The sequence below is a fragment of the Acinetobacter ihumii genome (assembly GCF_900625095.1).
Lineage (GTDB): Bacteria > Pseudomonadota > Gammaproteobacteria > Pseudomonadales > Moraxellaceae > Acinetobacter > Acinetobacter ihumii.
In genome coordinates this window covers 2,674,301-2,693,510 of sequence record NZ_LR130760.1, presented here as the reverse complement: position 1 = coordinate 2,693,510, position 19,210 = coordinate 2,674,301, and the positions used below count along the sequence as shown (strand labels likewise).

At 41.8% G+C, this 19,210-nt stretch carries 17 protein-coding genes; 5 read left to right on the top strand and 12 right to left on the bottom strand.

Annotated features, from left to right (window positions below):
- Window positions 1–88: 88 nt before the first annotated feature.
- A complete protein-coding gene (locus tag E0D95_RS12675) occupies window positions 89–1,810 on the top strand; it encodes a cation:proton antiporter (RefSeq protein ID WP_130804168.1) in 1,722 nt (573 codons plus the stop codon).
- Between the two features lie 41 nt (window positions 1,811–1,851).
- Here the strand turns inward: E0D95_RS12675 and E0D95_RS12670 are convergent, their stop codons facing one another.
- The 11 genes from E0D95_RS12670 to E0D95_RS12620 all read right to left on the bottom strand — a co-directional run bounded on the left by E0D95_RS12670 (window position 1,852) and on the right by E0D95_RS12620 (window position 12,498).
- A complete protein-coding gene (locus E0D95_RS12670) occupies window positions 1,852–2,130 on the bottom strand; it encodes a hypothetical protein (RefSeq protein WP_130804166.1) in 279 nt (92 codons plus the stop codon).
- Between the two features lie 110 nt (window positions 2,131–2,240).
- Window positions 2,241–2,744, bottom strand: coding sequence for a DUF6586 family protein (locus tag E0D95_RS12665; protein WP_130804164.1), 504 nt, complete (start codon window positions 2,742–2,744; stop codon window positions 2,241–2,243).
- Window positions 2,745–2,829: 85 nt separating this feature from the next.
- Complete coding sequence (locus tag E0D95_RS12660) at window positions 2,830–3,072, bottom strand: RNA recognition motif domain-containing protein (RefSeq protein ID WP_130804162.1); 243 nt, start codon at window positions 3,070–3,072, stop codon at window positions 2,830–2,832.
- Between the two features lie 57 nt (window positions 3,073–3,129).
- Complete coding sequence (locus E0D95_RS12655) at window positions 3,130–5,100, bottom strand: ATP-dependent helicase (RefSeq protein WP_130804160.1); 1,971 nt, start codon at window positions 5,098–5,100, stop codon at window positions 3,130–3,132.
- A gap of 88 nt (window positions 5,101–5,188) precedes the next feature.
- Complete coding sequence (locus tag E0D95_RS12650) at window positions 5,189–5,761, bottom strand: HdeD family acid-resistance protein (protein WP_130804158.1); 573 nt, start codon at window positions 5,759–5,761, stop codon at window positions 5,189–5,191.
- Window positions 5,762–5,909: 148 nt separating this feature from the next.
- A complete protein-coding gene (locus E0D95_RS12645) occupies window positions 5,910–6,836 on the bottom strand; it encodes a sensor domain-containing diguanylate cyclase (RefSeq protein WP_130804156.1) in 927 nt (308 codons plus the stop codon).
- Window positions 6,837–7,052: 216 nt separating this feature from the next.
- Window positions 7,053–7,808, bottom strand: coding sequence for a hypothetical protein (locus tag E0D95_RS12640; RefSeq protein WP_130804154.1), 756 nt, complete (start codon window positions 7,806–7,808; stop codon window positions 7,053–7,055).
- Between the two features lie 86 nt (window positions 7,809–7,894).
- On the bottom strand, window positions 7,895–10,540 hold the full coding sequence (gene topA, locus E0D95_RS12635; RefSeq protein WP_130804152.1) for a type I DNA topoisomerase: 2,646 nt from the start codon (window positions 10,538–10,540) through the stop codon (window positions 7,895–7,897).
- Between the two features lie 33 nt (window positions 10,541–10,573).
- Entirely contained in the window at window positions 10,574–11,023 is a 450-nt protein-coding gene (locus E0D95_RS12630; RefSeq protein WP_130804150.1) for an ammonium transporter, read from the bottom strand.
- A gap of 91 nt (window positions 11,024–11,114) precedes the next feature.
- Window positions 11,115–12,125, bottom strand: a complete 1,011-nt coding sequence (locus E0D95_RS12625; protein WP_130804148.1) for a hypothetical protein — start codon at window positions 12,123–12,125, stop codon at window positions 11,115–11,117.
- Between the two features lie 127 nt (window positions 12,126–12,252).
- Complete coding sequence (locus E0D95_RS12620) at window positions 12,253–12,498, bottom strand: SlyX family protein (RefSeq protein ID WP_130804146.1); 246 nt, start codon at window positions 12,496–12,498, stop codon at window positions 12,253–12,255.
- 34 nt (window positions 12,499–12,532) lie between these two features.
- Between E0D95_RS12620 and E0D95_RS12615 the strand changes: the two genes are divergently transcribed.
- Window positions 12,533–14,437 carry an ATP-binding cassette domain-containing protein gene (locus tag E0D95_RS12615; protein ID WP_130804144.1) on the top strand — a complete coding sequence of 635 codons (1,905 nt, stop codon included), beginning with the start codon at window positions 12,533–12,535 and terminating at the stop codon, window positions 14,435–14,437.
- 68 nt (window positions 14,438–14,505) lie between these two features.
- On the opposite strand, the gene E0D95_RS12610 is transcribed toward E0D95_RS12615, so the two are convergent.
- Window positions 14,506–14,943: a DUF2147 domain-containing protein gene (locus tag E0D95_RS12610; RefSeq protein WP_130804142.1), complete on the bottom strand. Its 438-nt coding sequence runs from the start codon at window positions 14,941–14,943 to the stop codon at window positions 14,506–14,508.
- A gap of 266 nt (window positions 14,944–15,209) precedes the next feature.
- Between E0D95_RS12610 and E0D95_RS12605 the strand changes: the two genes are divergently transcribed.
- From E0D95_RS12605 to E0D95_RS12595, 3 genes are all read left to right on the top strand, one after another.
- Window positions 15,210–16,145 carry an LpxL/LpxP family acyltransferase gene (locus tag E0D95_RS12605; RefSeq protein ID WP_130804140.1) on the top strand — a complete coding sequence of 312 codons (936 nt, stop codon included), beginning with the start codon at window positions 15,210–15,212 and terminating at the stop codon, window positions 16,143–16,145.
- Between the two features lie 32 nt (window positions 16,146–16,177).
- Window positions 16,178–17,278: a glycosyltransferase family 4 protein gene (locus E0D95_RS12600; RefSeq protein WP_130804138.1), complete on the top strand. Its 1,101-nt coding sequence runs from the start codon at window positions 16,178–16,180 to the stop codon at window positions 17,276–17,278.
- A 148-nt stretch (window positions 17,279–17,426) separates the two neighbouring features.
- Window positions 17,427–19,124: an amidase gene (locus tag E0D95_RS12595; protein WP_130804136.1), complete on the top strand. Its 1,698-nt coding sequence runs from the start codon at window positions 17,427–17,429 to the stop codon at window positions 19,122–19,124.
- Window positions 19,125–19,210: the final 86 nt, after the last annotated feature.

The following is a 19,210-nucleotide window of genomic DNA, read 5'->3' as shown; positions in this document are numbered from 1 at the left end:
CTTTTGTCCAGCTTGCTAAACTTTTCATATTTTAAACATTGGCATTTTTTATGCTTATTGTTTTAACCGTACCCATAAGGAGTATTGAGTGCCACATGACGTAGATTTGATTATTCTATTAGCGGTTGGGTTCGGTATCGCCCTTATTTTTGGCTATATCGCTGCACGTCTACGCCTTCCTCCTCTTATTGGCTATTTAATTGCCGGCATTATTATCAGTCCCAACACACCTGGTGTCGTGGCAGATATGACGCTTGCCAACCAGTTGGCAGAATTGGGCGTCATGTTTCTCATGTTTGGCGTGGGAATGCACTTTTCTCTAAATGATTTACTTCAGGTGCGCCGTATTGCACTGCCCGGCGCGATTTTACAGATTGCTGTAGCGACCTTGCTCGGCATTGGGGTGTCGATGTGGTGGGGCTGGAGTTTTGGTTCTGCATTGGTATTTGGTTTAAGTCTGTCCTGTGCCAGCACCGTGGTCTTGCTCAAAGCTTTGGGGGATCGCGGTCTACTTGACTCAGTGAACGGTAAAATCGCGGTAGGCTGGCTGTTAGTCGAAGATCTAGTCATGGTTTTGGTCTTGGTGCTGCTGCCTGCTACGGCTGTTTTATTGGGCGGCAAAGAGCTGGCGCATGGCGCAGCAAGTCATGGCAATATCTGGGTCACCATTGGCATCACTTTATTAAAAGTTGCGGGCTTTATTGCCTTTATGCTGATTATTGGCAAACGTTTAGTCCCGATGATCATGCAGTTCGTGGCGCGTCTGGGTTCACGTGAACTGTTTACCCTCACGGTCGTTGCCGCAGCCGTCTCGATTGCCTATGGCTCTTATGCGATTTTTGGGGTTTCTATGGCACTGGGCGCATTCTTTGCAGGGATGGTGGTCAAAGAGTCTGACTTTAGTCACCGTGCCGAAGAAGAAACGCTGCCACTACGTGAAATCTTTTCCATTTTATTCTTTGTGTCGGTGGGAATGCTCTTTGATCCGCATATTTTGCTGGAACAACCGTTACATATCTTGGCCGTCATTGCGATTATTATGGTCGGTAAGACCCTTGCAGCCATGGCACTGGTGTTATTCTTTCGTTATCCCATTAATACCGCACTCACCGTGGGTGCCAGTTTGGCGCAAATTGGAGAGTTTTCCTTTATTTTGGCAACACTTGGGGTGTCACTCGGATTATTAACCCTAGATGCGCAAAATTTAATTCTTGCAGGTGCACTGTTTTCAATTACCCTCAATTCATTTGTATTCTCTGCCATTGAACCTATTCAACGCTGGATTCGGGAACGGTCACATTTGGCACGTTTATTAGAACGCAGTGGTGATCCGTTGGCCATGCTTCCCGATGAGGTTGATCAAAATTATTTGCGTGATCAGGTAGTGATGGTCGGTTATGGTGAAGTGGGACGACGCATTACCAAGACCTTAATGGAACAAGAAATTAAAGTGGTCATTGCTGAAGAAAATCGGGAAATTGTGGAAAATTTGCGTAAAAAAGGAATTGCTGCTGTCAGTGGTGAAGCGACCGAACCGAGTGTGTTGATTCAAGCGCATATTATGCATGCACGTTTACTGGTTCTATCGCCCATGGACATTATTGATATTCACCGTATTGTCGATATTGCCAAACAGTTAAACCCTCAAATTGAGGTATTATGCTGCGCAGAAAGCAATGAAGAGGCTGAAGTCATTCGTCAGGATAATATTGGTCTTGTGTTTTATGCCAAAGAAGAAATGGCGAAAAATATGAGCCAGCATATTCTGCACCAGATTGAATTGGCTCATCATGTTAGTCATAGTCACTAGAGAATAGAACATAAAAAAGCGTACCCGAGGTACGCTTTTTTTTAGCTTAAATGCTGAGGTTGTTCATCAACCACTTCAGCCTGCCATTGATTCATCTGCTTTTCGAGCAAGCCAAACAATGCAGCCTGAATCATATGCTGCGCCACCATCGGGGTTTGATCGCCGAGGATCGCTTTAACTTCATCATTAAATTGAATTCTAACCAAAGGCTCTTGTTCTGAATCGGCATTACGCAGTGCCAATTCGCCACCTTCGAGTTGAACCAATTCTAGAATTGCTTCCTGACTACCAAATAATTCTTTCAACTGTTGTATAGACATAAATCCTCCATGGTCAACATGGTGGCAAAGAGCCTGAGCACTTTGCGCGGTGTTAGATTTATATATAGGAGCTCTTGCGGCAGATTTCAAGTTCTCTATGGGAATCGTAATTAAAATTCTACCATTTCGTTACGAAAACCATCAATCAGGTGACTTAGTTCACGATGCCATTCTCTTAGAATTTTGACGTCAGGCAACCATGACTGTGGTCCTTGAGTCACCTTAATAATCAGGTTAGAAGACGTTTCTTCCTCAGTCGTTGGCTCTGTTGGCTCAGGCGCATACTGACACATACGATACGCGCGTTTAAGTTCAGCCACAAAACCGTCTCTGGCCAATTGCTGAAGTACCATCACTTCTGGGGAAACTTGCCCTTTTTCAGCCATTTTATCTTCAATCGATTTTAGGGTCGGTTGCAAATCGTTTAGACGATAATAACGCACAAGTTCTTGCAAGAACGCTAAAATTGCACCATGTAAATGAAATACCGCCGCCTCACGATAAGCCTGTGCTTGTTGGACATGTTCAATTTGCTCCGCCTGCTGACATGCTAAACGCGCAAAATACAATTTCTGATTGGTACGGTCAGCATGATAACGAGCAACTCGGGACATGTTTTTTTCCTTCAACGATCAACAAAGACAAGCTATAGATTAACTGGATATGCTTACACTGAACATCTTTTTAAAATGAAAATTTTCATTCGCTTTGTGCAGCTTTAACACGAATACCAGAACCTTTAATTTTCTGGGTATTTAACGCTTTGATGGCTTTAATCGCTTCTCGAGCATGCGGCATTTCCACAAAACCAAAGCCTTTGGATTTACCCGTAGCAGCATCCATCACCAATACACAGGATTCGACCTGACCATAAGCCTGAAAAAGCTCAAGTAATTCTTGCTCATTAATGGAACGTTCAAGGTTACGGACTAAAATTTTCATGAATTAACCTTTTTTATGACGCAAAATATGCATCATGCATTGAAATATCGCTACAGTTTAATCGAGATCGATGCCAAAACTAAATCGTTTCTGCCGTACTTGAGTTTTTTGTGGAAATCTTGGCAGCGTTTGGTGAATTTCTGTCTGAACCAAGTCCTGTGGCAAGTCATTTAAAAAATAACTTTCTATTTTTCGGCCCTGTTCATCGTACTGGTTCTGCGCCCAAGTATTGTAATTTTGCTTAGTGATAATCAACTCATTTTCAGCACGGGTCAGCGCAACATACAAAACTCGGCGTTCTTCCTCGACGTCATCAAAATCACCTTGAGCTCGTGCATGCGGATAGGAATTAGGTGACACATGCGGTACGTAACACACTTTTTGTTCTGCACCTTTGGCAGAATGAATGGTAATGAGCGTGACTAAATCCTGATCACCTGCCCGTTCAATTTCTGAAATTGAAATGGGTTCAAGTACGTATTCTTCTAAAAATTCGGACAATGCGCCATGTTTACGACCCAATTGTTTGACCAGATCAAAATCCTTGACCCGACGCAACCAGTCCTGTGTTTTGTAATTCTGTTCCAGTTGTTCCGACAAGGCCTCAAGTGCCAATGCAATTGAGGCTTCAACATGCTGTTGCAACACATCAAGTTGCTTCAAAATTAAAATTGCTTGTGTAGAAACTTTGCCATGTCGCTCCAAACGTTCACAACGTGTTTCAATATCAGATAACTGGATGAGCTCGTGTGCCAGTTTACTCGCACCCACATCGCCAACACCATTCCAGAGCGTTAAAAAGCGCATCCATGCAATATCGTCCTGAGGATTAATCACCACACGCAACATGCTCAAAACGTCTTTAACATGAGCAGACTCGAGCAATTTCACGCCACCAATAAAACGGTAGGGAATGTTACTTGAAATAAATGCCCCTTCCAGATAACGTGCTGAAAAACCTGAACGCACCAACAGCATATGTTCATTCCAGTTCGCTCCCTGCTGCTGCCGAGCGATTAAATCCTGCGCAATCCAGTTGGCTTCTTCAAATTCGTTATTAAAAATATGTAACTGCGGCTTTAAACCCTGCCCGCGATGCGCTTTAAGTTGCTTGCCGTAATGAATTGGACTATGTGCCAGCAGCCAATTTGAGATGTCCAGTATTTCCTGAGTTGAGCGATAGTTTTCTTCTAAAGTCAAAATTTCTGCGTCTGGAATTCGCTCTTTAAAATGATGAATATTTTCAAAATCTGCACCGCGAAAGCCATAAATCGACTGCGCATCGTCCCCCACACAAAATAAACCAACATGCTCAACCAGAGGCTGTAAAATGGCCCATTGCAACGGATTGGTATCCTGCATTTCATCAACCAGAAGCACTTTGCAAAACTTGGTCACCCATTGCACCAATTCAGGTGAATGTTGCAAATTGACTGCAACAATTGCCAGAATATCGTCGTAATCCAGAAAATGACGTTCCTGCTTACGCGTTTCATATGCCTGCATCAGTTCTGCAATTTTTGCCTTATGTTCAATGGCTTCAGGTAATTGTTTGATTAAAGCATCCGATAATGTTGATTGGGTATTACGCGCATAGGAATACACATCACACAATTGGCCGGCTTTGGGTAAAATATTGTCCTTATCTTTACCGCGTAACAGGCGAAACATCAGCATCTGATCATCACGATCAATAATCGTAAATTGTCCCAAACCAAACGCATGGGGATTTCTACGCAATAAATACATGCAAAACGTATGAAAGGTCGAGGCACGTAATCCTTTGGCAGGCGTACCCAAATGTTGTTCAACTCGAGTCACAATTTCACTGGCAGCACGGCGGGTAAATGTCAAAATTTGAATTTGATCGGCAGGCACACCCTGATGAATAAGATAAGCCGCGCGCGATACAATGGTTTTGGTCTTGCCACAGCCTGCACCTGCCAACACCAAGCAATGTTGTGCCTGCGTTGTGGCTGCGCGGTATTGTTGAGGATTTAACTCCCCCATTAGCTGCTCAAAACTCATAAGTCAAAATATAAAAAAGAATAGCCCTTAGTGTAACAGAGTCTATTCTTTTGCAGGGGTTCCAATGTTTTTAGCATTGCAACTCAAGTTAAAGGGTGGTGGTTGAGCTATCTGGTAAATGTTTAATCGCGGATGCCAAGGTCAAATAATTAATCCCCTGAAATAAAATATCAACCGCCAAAAATAAGCCCAGTACCCAAAATGGCGCATCAGGTGACATTAAAATGAGTACGCCAGTCACGAAGGTTAAAATTCCTGAAAATAATGTCCAGCCCCAACCCGGAATCGGTTTTAAAATAAAGGCATTCACCGTTCTGAAGATTCCTGCAATGACCAAGAAAATAGCCAATAAGCTAGTTAAAACCAAAGCCGTTGTGACGGGAGTTTTAAAAGCATAATAACCTGCCAATAAATACAACACGCCAAATAATGCCCATAGCCAGCGACTACCCCCTTCAAAAAACTTAAATGCAGCAATCAGATGCAATACGCCACCGATCATCATTAAAACACCAAACAGCAAGATGACGGAATAAGTAGCGATTGAAAGTGAACCCAGTAAAATCACCCCAAAAATGATCAGTAAAATCCCAAATAATAGATACCATTTCCGTTGTTGATGTAGCTCATTGCGGATTAAGTCATTGCCCACTGTTTTCATAATTTAGTCTCGTTATAATGAATACGTTATTATATTGAACAAATAAATGTCTATTTTCTGTATAAAAACTGCATTAAAATTGCACGATTATGTGGATAACAGGTGATTTATCCACAACAGCGAATATGGATGAAGCAAGATATTCAAACTACTGCATATATTGAACTTGGTTACGCCCTTGTGATTTAGCAAGATAAAGCAATTCATCTGCCGATTTTAGAAAAGTAGTCGCATCCAAATATGATTGTGGGGTATCGACAGTGTTCACGCCAATACTTACTGTAACTTTGGAAAAAATATTTTCCGCTTTACTTGGAATATTCAATTCAAAAATGATGCAGCGACATTTTTCTGCCAGTTGAATCGCTTCTTGCAAACATGTTTCAGGGAGCAAAACTACAAATTCTTCGCCACCAAAACGCGCAACAAAATCAGAACTACGGCTAAAGATATCTCTCAATTGACTTGCGATCGTGATTAGACAAACGTCCCCCTGTATATGTCCGTAACGATCGTTATAGTCTTTAAAAAAATCGACATCGATAAACAAAACGGATAAAGGTCTTTGATAGCGCAAGGAACGACTAAATTCATATTCAATTCGCTCACTCAAAGCTTTGCGATTTGCCACTCCCGTTAAACTGTCTAGCAATAACAATTGCTGATTTTTTTGATTCAATGATTCGAGTTCAAGTTCAAGCCTTTTTCGTTCAGAGATATCAAACATAAAACCAATAATTGCAACCGTCTCTCCTCCTTCAACTTGAGCATACACCACATCCCGAATCCAGATATAATCACCACTTGGGGTTAAAGCACGATAATCTGCCTCATGGTCTGTACCCTGATTGGACAAATTTATGCAATAAGATACGGTTTTTTCACGGTCTTCTTCATGAATACGATCAATCCAGTCTTGTGCTGTTTTCCAACTCTCCTGTGGCCAGCCCAATACAGTTTCAATCTGTGGTCCAATATAGCTAAATTCTTTGGTTCGCCAATCAAGCTTCCATGGAATTGCTCGAGTGGATTCAAGTAAAGTTTTATAAAACTGGTAATCTTGACAATCGATCATATCTGCCCCCGATGTCTCTTTTTTTGTCGATAGACAATTTATAAAATGTTTTAAATATTCATTTTGTTTTAGGCTTGGTTTAAGTCAAAATTTGACCACCCAATTAAATTAGCAGCCTTTAATTTTAAAATCAATATCTTTTTAAAAACATGAATTTATATCAAAATAAAATGAAAAATAAAGTTTTAAATCTTTTAATTTCAATCAAGGATTGGTCTATTTTAACCAGCCAATTTCCTGTGCAGTCAGTGTATGAATAATGGTTTGATTTAAGTCTTCTGGCATTTTAATCTGATGATCTGAAACAGGAATTTTTCCAGCCATTAATTCTGCCTGATTTTGCGGATAACGCGGTTGTTGCTCAGGATCTGCATATCCAATTGGATAAAGTGGTTGACCGTTTTGTAAATTGTATTTATCAGTCGCTCCAAAAGCATGTAATAATTCATGGGTAAGTACGATATTATTTTGTGAATCTTGTTTTTTTGCAGCAAATAAATTCACTAATCCTATTCGTCCTTTTTCTAAGGCTGTGGAATGTTTAAGCTCATTAATATGCTGAGGATCATAATAATTTAAATATAAGGTCACAGCCGCAGGCTGATCGTCTGATTTTCGTTGTTGCCATGCATAAAACCGAAATTTGAGACTCCACCACATCACCTTTAGTATGGATGGTTCTGTAGGTACTTTGGGTGGCTTTTCATCTAAGGTTCGCCCTAATTTCATGATGACGACGATGGGCTGTCTATATTTTGCTGACTGCTGCTCTAAATAATTTTTAACTTCGCCAAACTGAGCAAGCTGTAATTGCTGAATATACTGTGCTGTTGAGGATTGGCCATCTGCATTAATTGGATGTAATAACACCACAATAGGTCGATTCCAATTTTGATTCTGATCACGCCAGTTATTGATCAGCACCACCAATAAAATCAATAATAGAATGGCGATACGAATATTTTTCCACATCACAATTATTCCTATTCATACAGCCCAGTGATTTTTCATCAAGAAATAAAAATGCTGACCTTAGTCAGCATGTTTATTCATCTTTATCAAGCCTCAGCCCATTTGCCATCTTGATAAACCAGACTCCATTTGGTTTGTTTACCTTCAGGCGTTTCAGAACCAATATATTGTGACTGATTTTTACGACTAAACTTGATCAGTGTCGGATTACCTTCAGGATCAGCATCAGGCGCTTTCAACAAATACTGATATTTTGGATCAAGTTGATCTGCGACAGTACGAAGTTCAGCAACTTTCGGTGCACGAGTTTCACGAATTTTCGGGAACTTACTGGCTGCCAAGAACAAACCTGCTGCGCCATCACGCAAGACAAAATAGTCATCATGCTTGGCTGAACGTAAATGTTCCATCTTAATGGGATCAACACGTGGTGGTGCTGGCTGACCATTTTTTAAGACTTTGCGGGTATTGTCACAACTAGTACACGCAAAGTATGGACCAAAGCGACCTGTCTTTAACTGCATTTCACCATCACATTTGTCACATGGAATGGTTGGGCCATCATAACCCTTGATTTTGAATTCGCCTTCCTCGACTTCATAACCATCACAATCAGGGTTATTCCCACAGACATGTAATTTACGACCGCCATCTATCACATAGCTGTCCATGGCAGTACCACATTTTGGACAACGATGTTTCGACATTAAATCTGCGGTTTCTGCCGAATCATCATCCGAAAATGCAGCCAATGATTCTACTGGAGTCAGGTTGAGCGTACCTTTGCAGCGTTCTTTCGGTGGTAAGTTGTAGCCAGAACAACCTAAAAATACCCCTGTGGTTCCTGTACGAATCTGCATTGGACGACCACAAAGTTGACACGCTACATCAGGCACCTCAACCGGTTGGTTACGGCGCATACCTTCGGTACTGGCTGCGGTATTTAAACGATTTTTAAAATCACCGTAAAAACTATCTAGCAATTCTTTCCAGTTACGATCACCTGTCGCGACTCGGTCAAGCTGGCCTTCCAGATCTGCGGTAAAGGCATAATTCATCAGGTTATTAAAGCTTTCATCCAAACGATCGGTCACGATCTCGCCCATTTTTTCGGCAAATAAACGGCGATTTTCCAGTTTGACATAACCACGATCCTGAATCGTGGAAATAATCGCAGCATAGGTGGATGGACGACCAATTCCACGTTTCTCCAGTTCTTTAACCAATGAGGCTTCGGTAAAACGTGCAGGTGGCTTGGTAAAATGCTGACTCGGATCGAGCTTTTCTAGTTTCAGAACTTCGCCCACTTTCACCGCAGGCAATAACACATCATCATCAGATTTATTGGCACCACGGACTCGGGTAAAACCATCAAAAACCAAGGTACGACCTTTGGCACGTAGCTCGACATTATTGGCTTCTACGGTCAAGGTCGATGATAAATATTCAGCAGGTGTCATTTGACAGGCCACAAACTGACGCCAGATCAAATCATATAAACGCTGGGCATCACGCTCCATACCTGCAAGCTGCTCACCCGTTAATGCGACACTAGACGGACGAATGGCTTCGTGCGCTTCTTGTGCACCCGCTTTATTGCCATAACGATTAGGTTTAGCTGGTACATATTTATCGCCATAATTTTGCTGAATATGATCACGCACCATATTCACCGCATCATCACTTAAAAAAGTGGAGTCAGTACGCATATAGGTGATAAAACCACCTTCATACAGACGCTGCGCCAACATCATGGTTTTTTTCACTGAAAAGCCAAGACGTGTACTCGCCGCTTGTTGCAAGGTCGAAGTAATGTATGGCGCACTTGGATTGACCTTAGTCGGTTTATCCTCACGTTGTGCGACTTTATATTCGGCATCTTTAAGTAGATTCAGAACCGCATCGGTTTCAGCTTTATTGCGTAGCTTGAGAGTTTTACCTGCTTGCTTGAAGGCTTCCAGACGAATATCGTCTTTTTTAGACGTAGTATCAGCAAAAATTTGCCAATATTCTTCTGGAATAAATGCCCGAATTTCACGTTCGCGCTCGACCACCAGCTTCACTGCAACGGATTGAACACGCCCTGCGGATAAACCACGCGCAATTTTTTCCCAAAGTAACGGTGAGATCATAAAGCCAACCACACGATCCAGAAAACGGCGTGCCTGTTGTGCATTGACTTTATTGGTATCTAAACGCGCTGGATGTTTAAAGGCCTCCTGAATAGCATTTTTGGTAATTTCGTTAAATACCACACGTTGGTAACGGCTGTCATCACCACCAATCACTTCTTTTAAATGCCAAGCAATCGCTTCTCCTTCACGGTCCAAATCCGTTGCGAGATAGACTTCATCGACCTGAGACGCGAGTTTTTTGAGTTCTGCAACCACATGTTCTTTACCTGGCAGCACCTCATATTGTGCAATCCAGTCATGCTCTGGGTCGACACCCATTCGGTTGATCAGTGCTGTTTGTGCTTTTTGCTCTTTTTCTTCAGCAGTCAGTTTGGTCCGTGTTGCTGGTTTTTTTTCACTGGACTTGGCTGAACCACCTGTCGGCAAATCACGCACGTGACCCACTGAAGACTTCACGATGTATTGTGAGCCCAAATATTTGTTGATGGTTTTCGCTTTTGCAGGCGACTCCACAATCACTAAGGCACGTTTATTTGCAGCAGGCTCTGAAGATGCTGTTGTGCTTTTTTTGCTTGTGGATCGAGGGGCATTCGCCATAATAAACTGTTATTCCTGTTGGTAAATAAAGAGTTAGACTGTCGCGAGATGTAATAAATACGCTTTCATGTCTTCAAGTTGTGTGGCTCTAAGATCCGTTTCTTCATCCCAATACAAGCCCACACAGTTTGCCTGCATATCAATAGCATAAATCCCTTTTAATGCAATGGGAGAATCATTAAATTTCTGATCACCTTCAATCACATTCAAATGACCATCTACGACACGAGCGCGCATTAAAGGAAGTCGTGCCTCTGGAATGAGCACACTATAATAAGCCACCATACTGGCACGATTCTCAGTGGCTTTCGGGATTTTGGTCCATTCAGGTGCTGCAACCAGTCGAGGGTGTAAACCCATTTTACGTGCTTTGTCTCGCATCAATCCCAATGCTTTCTCGCGCGGACTGACCCGCAAGCCAAAAATTGAGCCTAAAACAAAAACGACGATAACAATCGCCACCCATAAACCTAAATGTTCCATACCTAACCCTATCGTGTTCTATTATTAGATTTGCATAAGCTCAATATAAAACGCAAGTTTTTCATTATTAATGGTGATTTATTCTGTAAAATCAATGAATCACCATTTGCGCGGTATAATGTAGCTGGTCATCATTAAGTTGAATATAGCCTTTATCCAGTAAGGATTTCATCAGCATTTGAATATCGGCTTTGGGAAACCAGTCCTGTAATTGATCTCTTAAACTAAAAATATCAGTAGGTCGATCATGCTGAAGCTCATCCAGTTTTTGTAACACTTGCCATTGTAATGCGTCTAGTTCAGGCGGAAATGGGCCTTCTGCAACAGGTTGCTGTTGTTGTAAAAATTGCATGATGGTATCCACATCCCCGACCACAACTTGTGGCATGACGACACCAGAATTTTTTTCCTTTATCACCGAATCAACAACATCAGAAGGCTTTGACTCAAGCTGTTGATGTTGATTGAAATCAAGATCGATCCATTGTTTTAAAATTTTCTTGCGAAAACTCAGTTGTGATGTATTACGTTTAATAATTTTTAAGTTAACCAACATTGCAACCAGTTGTTGGCTTTGCTCGGCTGAAATGTTCAGGACATTGCCAATCGAGTTTTGTAAGCCTTGCAAGCCTGTTGGCAGACCTTTCATCTGCGCAAGTGCATCACAATATTTTTTGACTTGTTGTAATAACGGCTGTGCCTGAAAACTGGCAATTGTGGGTAAGCGATATTCTGTTTTATGTTTGTTATTGGCTGTTTCTAAGCTCACTTTACGCCCTGAACTTTGTAAAATTTCGACCAATACATGAATCTCTTTACTGGATGAAATCAATCCAATCTCAACATCATGTTCAGTCAATGCCAATAGCTGCCCAGCAAGCATAGCGTAAGCTAACTCTTTTCTGGAGGTTTCCGGTACATCCAGCATCATGACCAGACCCGAACTGATCCAGCCTGCAAGCTCGGTCATATCTTCCAGTTTATAATCAAAATGCCCAGTTAAATTAAATAGATAAACCAGTTGATCTTGTTCAACATAGCCACGTAGCTTTTTAGCCTGTAGTGGATTTTTTTCAAGATCAATTAAAACGATATTTTCCATGGTGCACATCACTTTGGTTCAATATTCAATCCAGATCTTTCATCCGTCCTTTTTATTTTTTCCTGAGGAAGAAAAATATAAAAGGTTTAAACCGCTATGAAAGAAATCTAATAAAACCACATACAGATTAGTAATGCGGAGGTTTATTACTTAACGGATCAAAAGGTGCAATACCTTCTGACATATCTGCTGATTCAACGCGTTGATACAATAGTTGCATTTGTTTTTTTAAATCAGCAATTTCCATCGACTGAAGCGCCAATTGCGTATTTAACTGCTCAACTAAATCATCTAAAAATGCAATTCGGACTTGCAAATCTTCAATGGGTGCGGAAAATGACGCATGATCATCATAATCTGTTGGTTTAGTCATTTAACTCTCCTCATTTGGGATTTTGGAAAACATTATGGCCTATATTACTTTAAGGGATGTCCAACTGGCATTTGGTGGACCCGCCCTCCTCGACGGCGCGAACTTTGTATTGGAGCGCGGCGAACGAGTGTGTTTGATCGGTCGTAATGGTGAAGGCAAGTCTACTTTACTTAAGCTGATTGAGGGAAGTTTATTGCCCGATCGCGGTGAAGTTTCTATTCAAAATGGTTTAACGGTGTCCATGTTGGCGCAAGATGTGCCCATGGATTCGGGTAAGGTTGCCGATATCGTGGCAGATGGTGCGGGTGAAGCGGCAACTGTACTGAAAGACTATCATGAAGCCAGTGATGCCTGTGTCTTGGGGGATATGGAAGCTTGCGACCGGATGGGTCATTTGCAACACAAACTGGATCAACTCGACGGTTGGGCACTGGAAAATAAGGTCAATACCATTTTAGGGAAAATGGGGCTCGACCCGAACGCCGATCTCGCTGATTTATCAGGTGGACGTAAACGTCGTGTCTTACTGGCACGTGCCCTACTGACCCAGCCTGATATTTTACTGCTAGACGAACCGACCAACCATCTGGATGTGGAAAGTATCGAATGGTTAGAAAAATTCCTACTGGAGCAAAATAATTTAACTTTATTATTTATTTCGCATGACCGTTCATTTGTAGATCGTTTGGCAACCCGTATTGTTGAACTGGACCGCGGTATCCTGCGTAGTTATGAAGGTAACTATTCTCGCTACTTGGATTTAAAAGCACAGCAACTTGAAGCGGAAGAAAAGCAAAACGCCTTATTTGAAAAGAAATTGGCCGAAGAAGAAGCATGGATTCGTCAAGGGATTAAAGCACGTCGTACCCGTAATGAAGGCCGTGTTCGCGCCTTGAAGGCCTTGCGTGAAGAATCCAAAGCACGTCGCTTCCAACAAGGCAAAGTCAATATGGGCGTTCAGGATGCTCAACGTTCAGGCAAACTGGTGTTTGATATTGAAAATCTCAGTGTCAGTTATGATGCCAAACCCCTCATTCAAGATTTTTCTGCGGTGGTATTACGCGGTGATCGTATCGGTTTAGTCGGTGACAATGGTGTGGGTAAAACCACGCTGATCAAAGCAATTTTGGGCGATATTGAACATACAGGTACAGTGAAAACCGGTACTCAACTTGAAGTGGCTTATTTTGATCAATTACGTAATCAGCTTGATCTGGAAAAGTCAGTCATGGCCAATGTGTCTGAAGGTTCCGACTTTGTCGATGTCAATGGACAACGCCGTCATATTTATAGTTATTTGCAGGATTTTCTATTTTCGCCTGAGCGCTCTCGTACCCCGGTCAAAGCCTTATCGGGGGGTGAACGTAATCGTGTCTTACTGGCTAAATTACTGCTCAAACCATCGAATCTGATCGTCATGGATGAACCGACGAATGATCTGGATATGGTAACGTTAGAGTTGCTTGAAGAAATGTTGGCTGATTATAAAGGCACATTACTGCTGATTAGCCATGACCGTGCCTTTATGGATAACGTGGTAACTTCAACTTGGGTATTTGATGGTAAAGGTGGTATCGAAGAATATGTCGGTGGCTATCAGGATTATCTGATGCAACGTCCAAATCAAACTGTGGTCGATCAAAAGTCTGAGGTCAAAAAAGCACAGGCCAAAGCTGAAGCCAATAAAGCTCCGGCGCCTGCCAAAAAAGTAAAACTCAGTTTTAAAGATCAACGTGAACTGGAGCAGCTTCCAGTCGAAATTGAAAAATTGGAAGCCGAACAAAGTACCTTATCAGATCAACTCGCTGATGGTTCTTGGTTTGTTAAAGATGCAGCAGCGGCAACCCAAGCCAGCCAGCGTTTGGCAGAAATTGAGGAACAATTACTGGAAAAACTGGAACGCTGGGATGAACTGGAAAATTTAAGTAAAGGAAACTGAGGTTAACAAGATGCCCCTTTCCTTGAGAAAGGGGTATACTTTATCCAAGCTGATGCTGAATCATTCAATTAGCTGACTTTATACCAAGTTTGATTTCGACCCAGTGCTGAAATTCCCATATAGCCACGTAAATCTAATCGGCTTCCATTGTTAGTTAATTTTCCTTTCAAGGAATAAGTTTTTCCTGTTTGGGGATCGACAATGGTTCCGCCCTCATAAGTATTTCCGCCTACATTTTTTAGATTTCGAATGACAGTAATCCCAACAAGCGGCTTATTTTTAAATGTTCCCGTACATTTGGTACACTTTTCAGCCTGATCAGCGACTAAAACTTTTTGTACGCTTGCAGATAAATGTCCAGATTTATCTTCCTTAAATTTGACAATACTTCTCGCCTGATGAGTAGTGTCATCAATGGTTTTCCATGTTGTGCCATTTAATGGATCTTGTGCATATAGAGAAGATGAAACCAAGATTAAGGAACTTATAAATAATAATTTTTTCAAAATTCAGGCTCACAAAAAAATAATTTATAAATATATTCTTTTGAGCTTTACGTTATGTATATATATTTTAGGATTCTTGGTTATGAATTGTACTCATACCACGCTGTATAAACATCAATAATCTCATGTTTAAATTTGCTTATTTTAAATAATTTTCGTGAATATCTCTGACAAATCAACTTATCTCGAGCGTTAAACTACAAGTTAAAAATCAGTTCATGCTACACTGCTTCTCGTTTTAATCTTTTATTTTTATTTAAATTATCATGAGCCAGAAACAGCCCTATGTGCCCGGTGCATTTCAATGGTCATTCCTATTGCCCAAATACTGGGGTATCTGGATCGCCATTGTTTTTTTCATGTTATTGGCAATTTTACCGTGGGCAATTCAATGGCGTCTGGCACATGGTATGGGGCATTTGGCTTGGAAATATTTAAAGTCACGACGCAAAACTACGATTCGTAATCTGCAAGTCTGTTTTCCCGAATGGTCTCAGCAAGATGTTGAACGCCAAGGTCGACAGGTGTTTATCGATATGATGCTGGGGGTATTTGAAACCCTGAATGCATGGTATTCCCCACAGTGGTTTAAGGGTCGCTCCAGTATTGAAGGTCTGGAACATATCCGCAATGCCCAAGCCAATGGTCAGGGTGTTTTATTACTCGGTACACACAGCACTTTGCTGGATGCAGGTGGATATATTTGCTCGCAGTATTTTGAACCAGATGTAGTCTATCGCCCACAGAACAATCCGCTCTTGGATATGCTGATTTACCGTTGTCGTGCCACCATCTATAAACACCAGATTGATCATGATGATATGCGTGGTCTGATTCGTAAACTCAAAGATGGCGATGCGATCTGGTATAGCCCCGATCAGGACTTTGGACTTAAACAGGGCGTGATGGCACCGTTTTTTGGTGTACCCGCCGCGACAGTGACCGCGCATCGACGTTTACTCAAAATTTCCAAAGCAGCAGCCATCCCTTTGTATTTTTATCGTCACGGCGATATTCGTGATCCTCAATATCATGTTTTAATTGAAGCGGCTGTTGAGAATATGCCCAGTGAAGATGAAGTGGATGACGCCACTCGGGTCAATAAAATTATTGAAAATCAGCTTCGTATTGCACCAACACAATATATGTGGTTTCATCGCCGCTTTAAAACGCGTCCAGATGGATACGAGAAAATTTATTAATATTCAACCAATGAAATAGTTGAGACTTGAGCATGAAAGTGATGCAACTTCTTCCCGAACTGAACAGTGGTGGTGTTGAACGTGGTACGCTGGAAATTGCACGTGCTTTGGTTGCACAAGGTCATCAATCACTTGTGGTCTCTCATGGTGGACGTTTAGTTTCACAATTAGAGACTGAAGGCTCTATTCATCTTACCTTGCCAATTCATAAAAAATCATTGTCGAGTCTTTGGCAGATTCGTCCTTTGCGTAAACTGATCGAGCAACATCAGCCAGATATTGTGCATGTACGCTCTCGTGTACCAGCATGGTTAACACATTTTGCATTACGTGGTCTTCCAGCACATCAACGTCCCCATCTGATCAGTACCGTACATGGTTTTTATTCGGTTAATCGTTATAGTGCGATCATGACGCAGGCCGAAAAAGTCATTGCCGTCTCAGACAGCGTGGTCAAATACATTACCGACCACTATAAGCACTGCCCTCCTGAAGATATTGTCCGAATTTATCGTGGTATTGATCCCAAAGCATTTCCACACGGATATCAGCCATCTGCACAATGGATCAATCATCAATACACGTTATTTCCGCAGTTAGAAAATAAGTTTTTAATTTGTTTGCCGGGACGAATTACCCGTCTGAAAGGTCATGAAACCCTGATTGAATTGATGGAGCGATTACAGACAGATTATCCCGATATCCATGCCATTGTCCTGGGCGGAGCAGATCCTAAAAAGAAAGCCTATCTGGATGAACTCGAAGCGACCATTCAAGATCATGGGCTACGCGATAAAATCACATTTGTCGGGCATACCTCTGAAATTCGTGAATGGCTGGCATTGAGTGATATTGTACTTTCGCTCTCCAATCAGGCGGAAACTTTTGGTCGAACTGCATTAGAAGCCTTATCTGTTGGAACACCTGTAATTGGCTGGAATCGTGGTGGTGTCGCTGAAATTTTATCGCGCCTCTATCCGCAAGGTTTAATTGATGTGGATGATCGTGAAGCGTTATTTCAAGCAGTTCAACAGCATATTGATTTACCCCAATATGTCGAACCTGTCACTCAATTTAGTCTGGATGAAATGTGTCATCAAACTTTAGAACTGTATCAACAAATCATTAAATAATTTTTTCATGCAAATTTGACTCATGCACGTTTGACTTTTAAAACCAATTTTTCAAAATTATCAGCCACTGACTTGGCTGTTTTTTTGGCATCCATTTTGCTTGATTACCCTTGTTGTAAATTCTTAAATCATTTGGGGCAATACAATCATGGTGAATCATTCACATGGCTTAAAGCGACTTAGCTTCTCTCTCCTGTTCCTTCCTATTTTTCTAGCTGGCTGTAATGATGACAATGACAACACTCAAACCAGCACCCCCCCTCAACCCTATAATTTTGTTGAGGGTACCATTGAGCAAATGCAAACCTCCATTAAAACTGGAGGCATCACCTGTCATCAAGTGGTGCAAGGCTATATTGATCGCATTAATGCTTATGATAAACAAGGGCCAACGCTCAATAGCGTGATCACCATCAGTGACACTGCGCTAAGTGAAGCGGATAAGTTAGATGCTTATTTTAAACAAAATGGCAAACTCATTGGCCCCATGCATTGCGTAACCGTTTTACCCAAAGACAATATTGACACTTTTGATATGCCAACCAGTGCTGGCTCTAAAGCATTGATGTACAGCCAACCTGAACAAGATGCCTATATTATTAAAAAAATTCGCGATGCAGGTGGCATTATCATTGGTAAAGCTAATCTGGATGAATTTGCTTTCGGCTTTCAGGGAAATGGTACGCATCCGCGCGGTGGACAAGTCAAAAATGCTTATGATTTAAGTAAAGGTCCAGGTGGATCATCTTCAGGAACTGGCGCTTCTATTTCTGCAAGCTTTGCTCAGGTCGGGCTAGGTACTGACACAGGCGGTTCCGTCCGTGTCCCTTCTTCAGTTGAAGGCTTGTTTGGTCTACGTCCTAGTTTACGTTTAGTCAGCCAAAGTGGCATTATTCCTTTAGCACCATTTCAGGATACCGCAGGTCCAATGTGTCGCGCAGTGCAGGATTGCGCAATTCTTATGGATCAAATGACAGGCTATGACTCTAGTTCATTTTCTAATCAGCGTTCTTCTTTTGAAATTAATGCTCCTCTAGTCAATGGCAGTATTGCTTATCAAACAATGACGAATATCCCGAGCAGCTATACCAGTGCATTAAACAAGGATGCACTCAAAGGTGCACACATCGGGGTGGTTCGTGCCCTGTTTGGTACGACCGATAGTACAGAGATTCAACTGGTGAATAACACCATCGACAATGCGATTGCACAGCTTAAAGCGGCTGGTGCCACTGTAGATGATGTAACCATTGAAGATCTCAATGCAATCTTGACCAACTATAGAAGTGTCTCTGCATTTGAGTTTAAAACCAGCTTAACTAAATATTTGCAATCTTGGTCTAATGTCAAAGATCATCATTATCTAAGCTACGATGAAGTTTTGGCCAGTGGTGAAGCCCGTAGTAACTTCAATGCCTATAACATTGACCTTAGTGCAGAAAGCGTACTCGCGGAATATAAGAAAAATACTGAACAACGTCCTAATTTTGTGCGTACTCGACTCAATAGCGCACTTGATAATAAAACCCTTGATGGTGTTAGCAAAGGTGCAGCCTATGACGTATTGCTCTACCCAACCATTCAAGGATTACCTTCCGTACTCGGTGGCACACCAACCACTGGAACAAATAATCGTCTCAGCCCATTTTCAGGTTTTCCAGCGATGAATGTTCCTGCGGGGATGGTCACTACTGCGGCAGGACTGCCTCGCGTACCTGTAGGGATGGAAATTTTAGGACGTGAGTTTGCAGAACCAACGTTATTTAAAATTGCATATGCTTGGCAGCAATACGCACAGCCCCGTCATGCCCCTTTAAATACACCTGAGTTAAAAAAGGTCAATTGAAATTAAACATCATTAAACTTTAAGGATGTTTGTCATTTAAAAAATAAAGACCTCAGATTGAGGTCTTTATTTACATTAATCGAATG

Bases quoted from the DNA above. Each gene is read 5' to 3' on its own strand.
- E0D95_RS12645 (WP_130804156.1), bottom strand. From the start codon at position 6,836: ATGATCGATTGTCAAGATTACCAGTTTTATAAAACTTTACTTGAATCC.
- E0D95_RS12625 (WP_130804148.1), bottom strand. From the start codon at position 12,125: ATGGAAAATATCGTTTTAATTGATCTTGAAAAAAATCCACTACAGGCT.
- E0D95_RS12630 (WP_130804150.1), bottom strand. From the start codon at position 11,023: ATGGAACATTTAGGTTTATGGGTGGCGATTGTTATCGTCGTTTTTGTT.
- E0D95_RS12640 (WP_130804154.1), bottom strand. From the start codon at position 7,808: ATGTGGAAAAATATTCGTATCGCCATTCTATTATTGATTTTATTGGTG.
- E0D95_RS12670 (WP_130804166.1), bottom strand. From the start codon at position 2,130: ATGTCTATACAACAGTTGAAAGAATTATTTGGTAGTCAGGAAGCAATT.
- E0D95_RS12600 (WP_130804138.1), top strand. From the start codon at position 16,178: ATGAAAGTGATGCAACTTCTTCCCGAACTGAACAGTGGTGGTGTTGAA.
- E0D95_RS12655 (WP_130804160.1), bottom strand. From the start codon at position 5,100: ATGAGTTTTGAGCAGCTAATGGGGGAGTTAAATCCTCAACAATACCGC.
- E0D95_RS12660 (WP_130804162.1), bottom strand. From the start codon at position 3,072: ATGAAAATTTTAGTCCGTAACCTTGAACGTTCCATTAATGAGCAAGAA.
- topA (WP_130804152.1), bottom strand. From the start codon at position 10,540: ATGGCGAATGCCCCTCGATCCACAAGCAAAAAAAGCACAACAGCATCT.
- E0D95_RS12650 (WP_130804158.1), bottom strand. From the start codon at position 5,761: ATGAAAACAGTGGGCAATGACTTAATCCGCAATGAGCTACATCAACAA.
- E0D95_RS12665 (WP_130804164.1), bottom strand. From the start codon at position 2,744: ATGTCCCGAGTTGCTCGTTATCATGCTGACCGTACCAATCAGAAATTG.
- E0D95_RS12605 (WP_130804140.1), top strand. From the start codon at position 15,210: ATGAGCCAGAAACAGCCCTATGTGCCCGGTGCATTTCAATGGTCATTC.
- E0D95_RS12595 (WP_130804136.1), top strand. From the start codon at position 17,427: ATGGTGAATCATTCACATGGCTTAAAGCGACTTAGCTTCTCTCTCCTG.
- E0D95_RS12620 (WP_130804146.1), bottom strand. From the start codon at position 12,498: ATGACTAAACCAACAGATTATGATGATCATGCGTCATTTTCCGCACCC.
- E0D95_RS12615 (WP_130804144.1), top strand. From the start codon at position 12,533: ATGGCCTATATTACTTTAAGGGATGTCCAACTGGCATTTGGTGGACCC.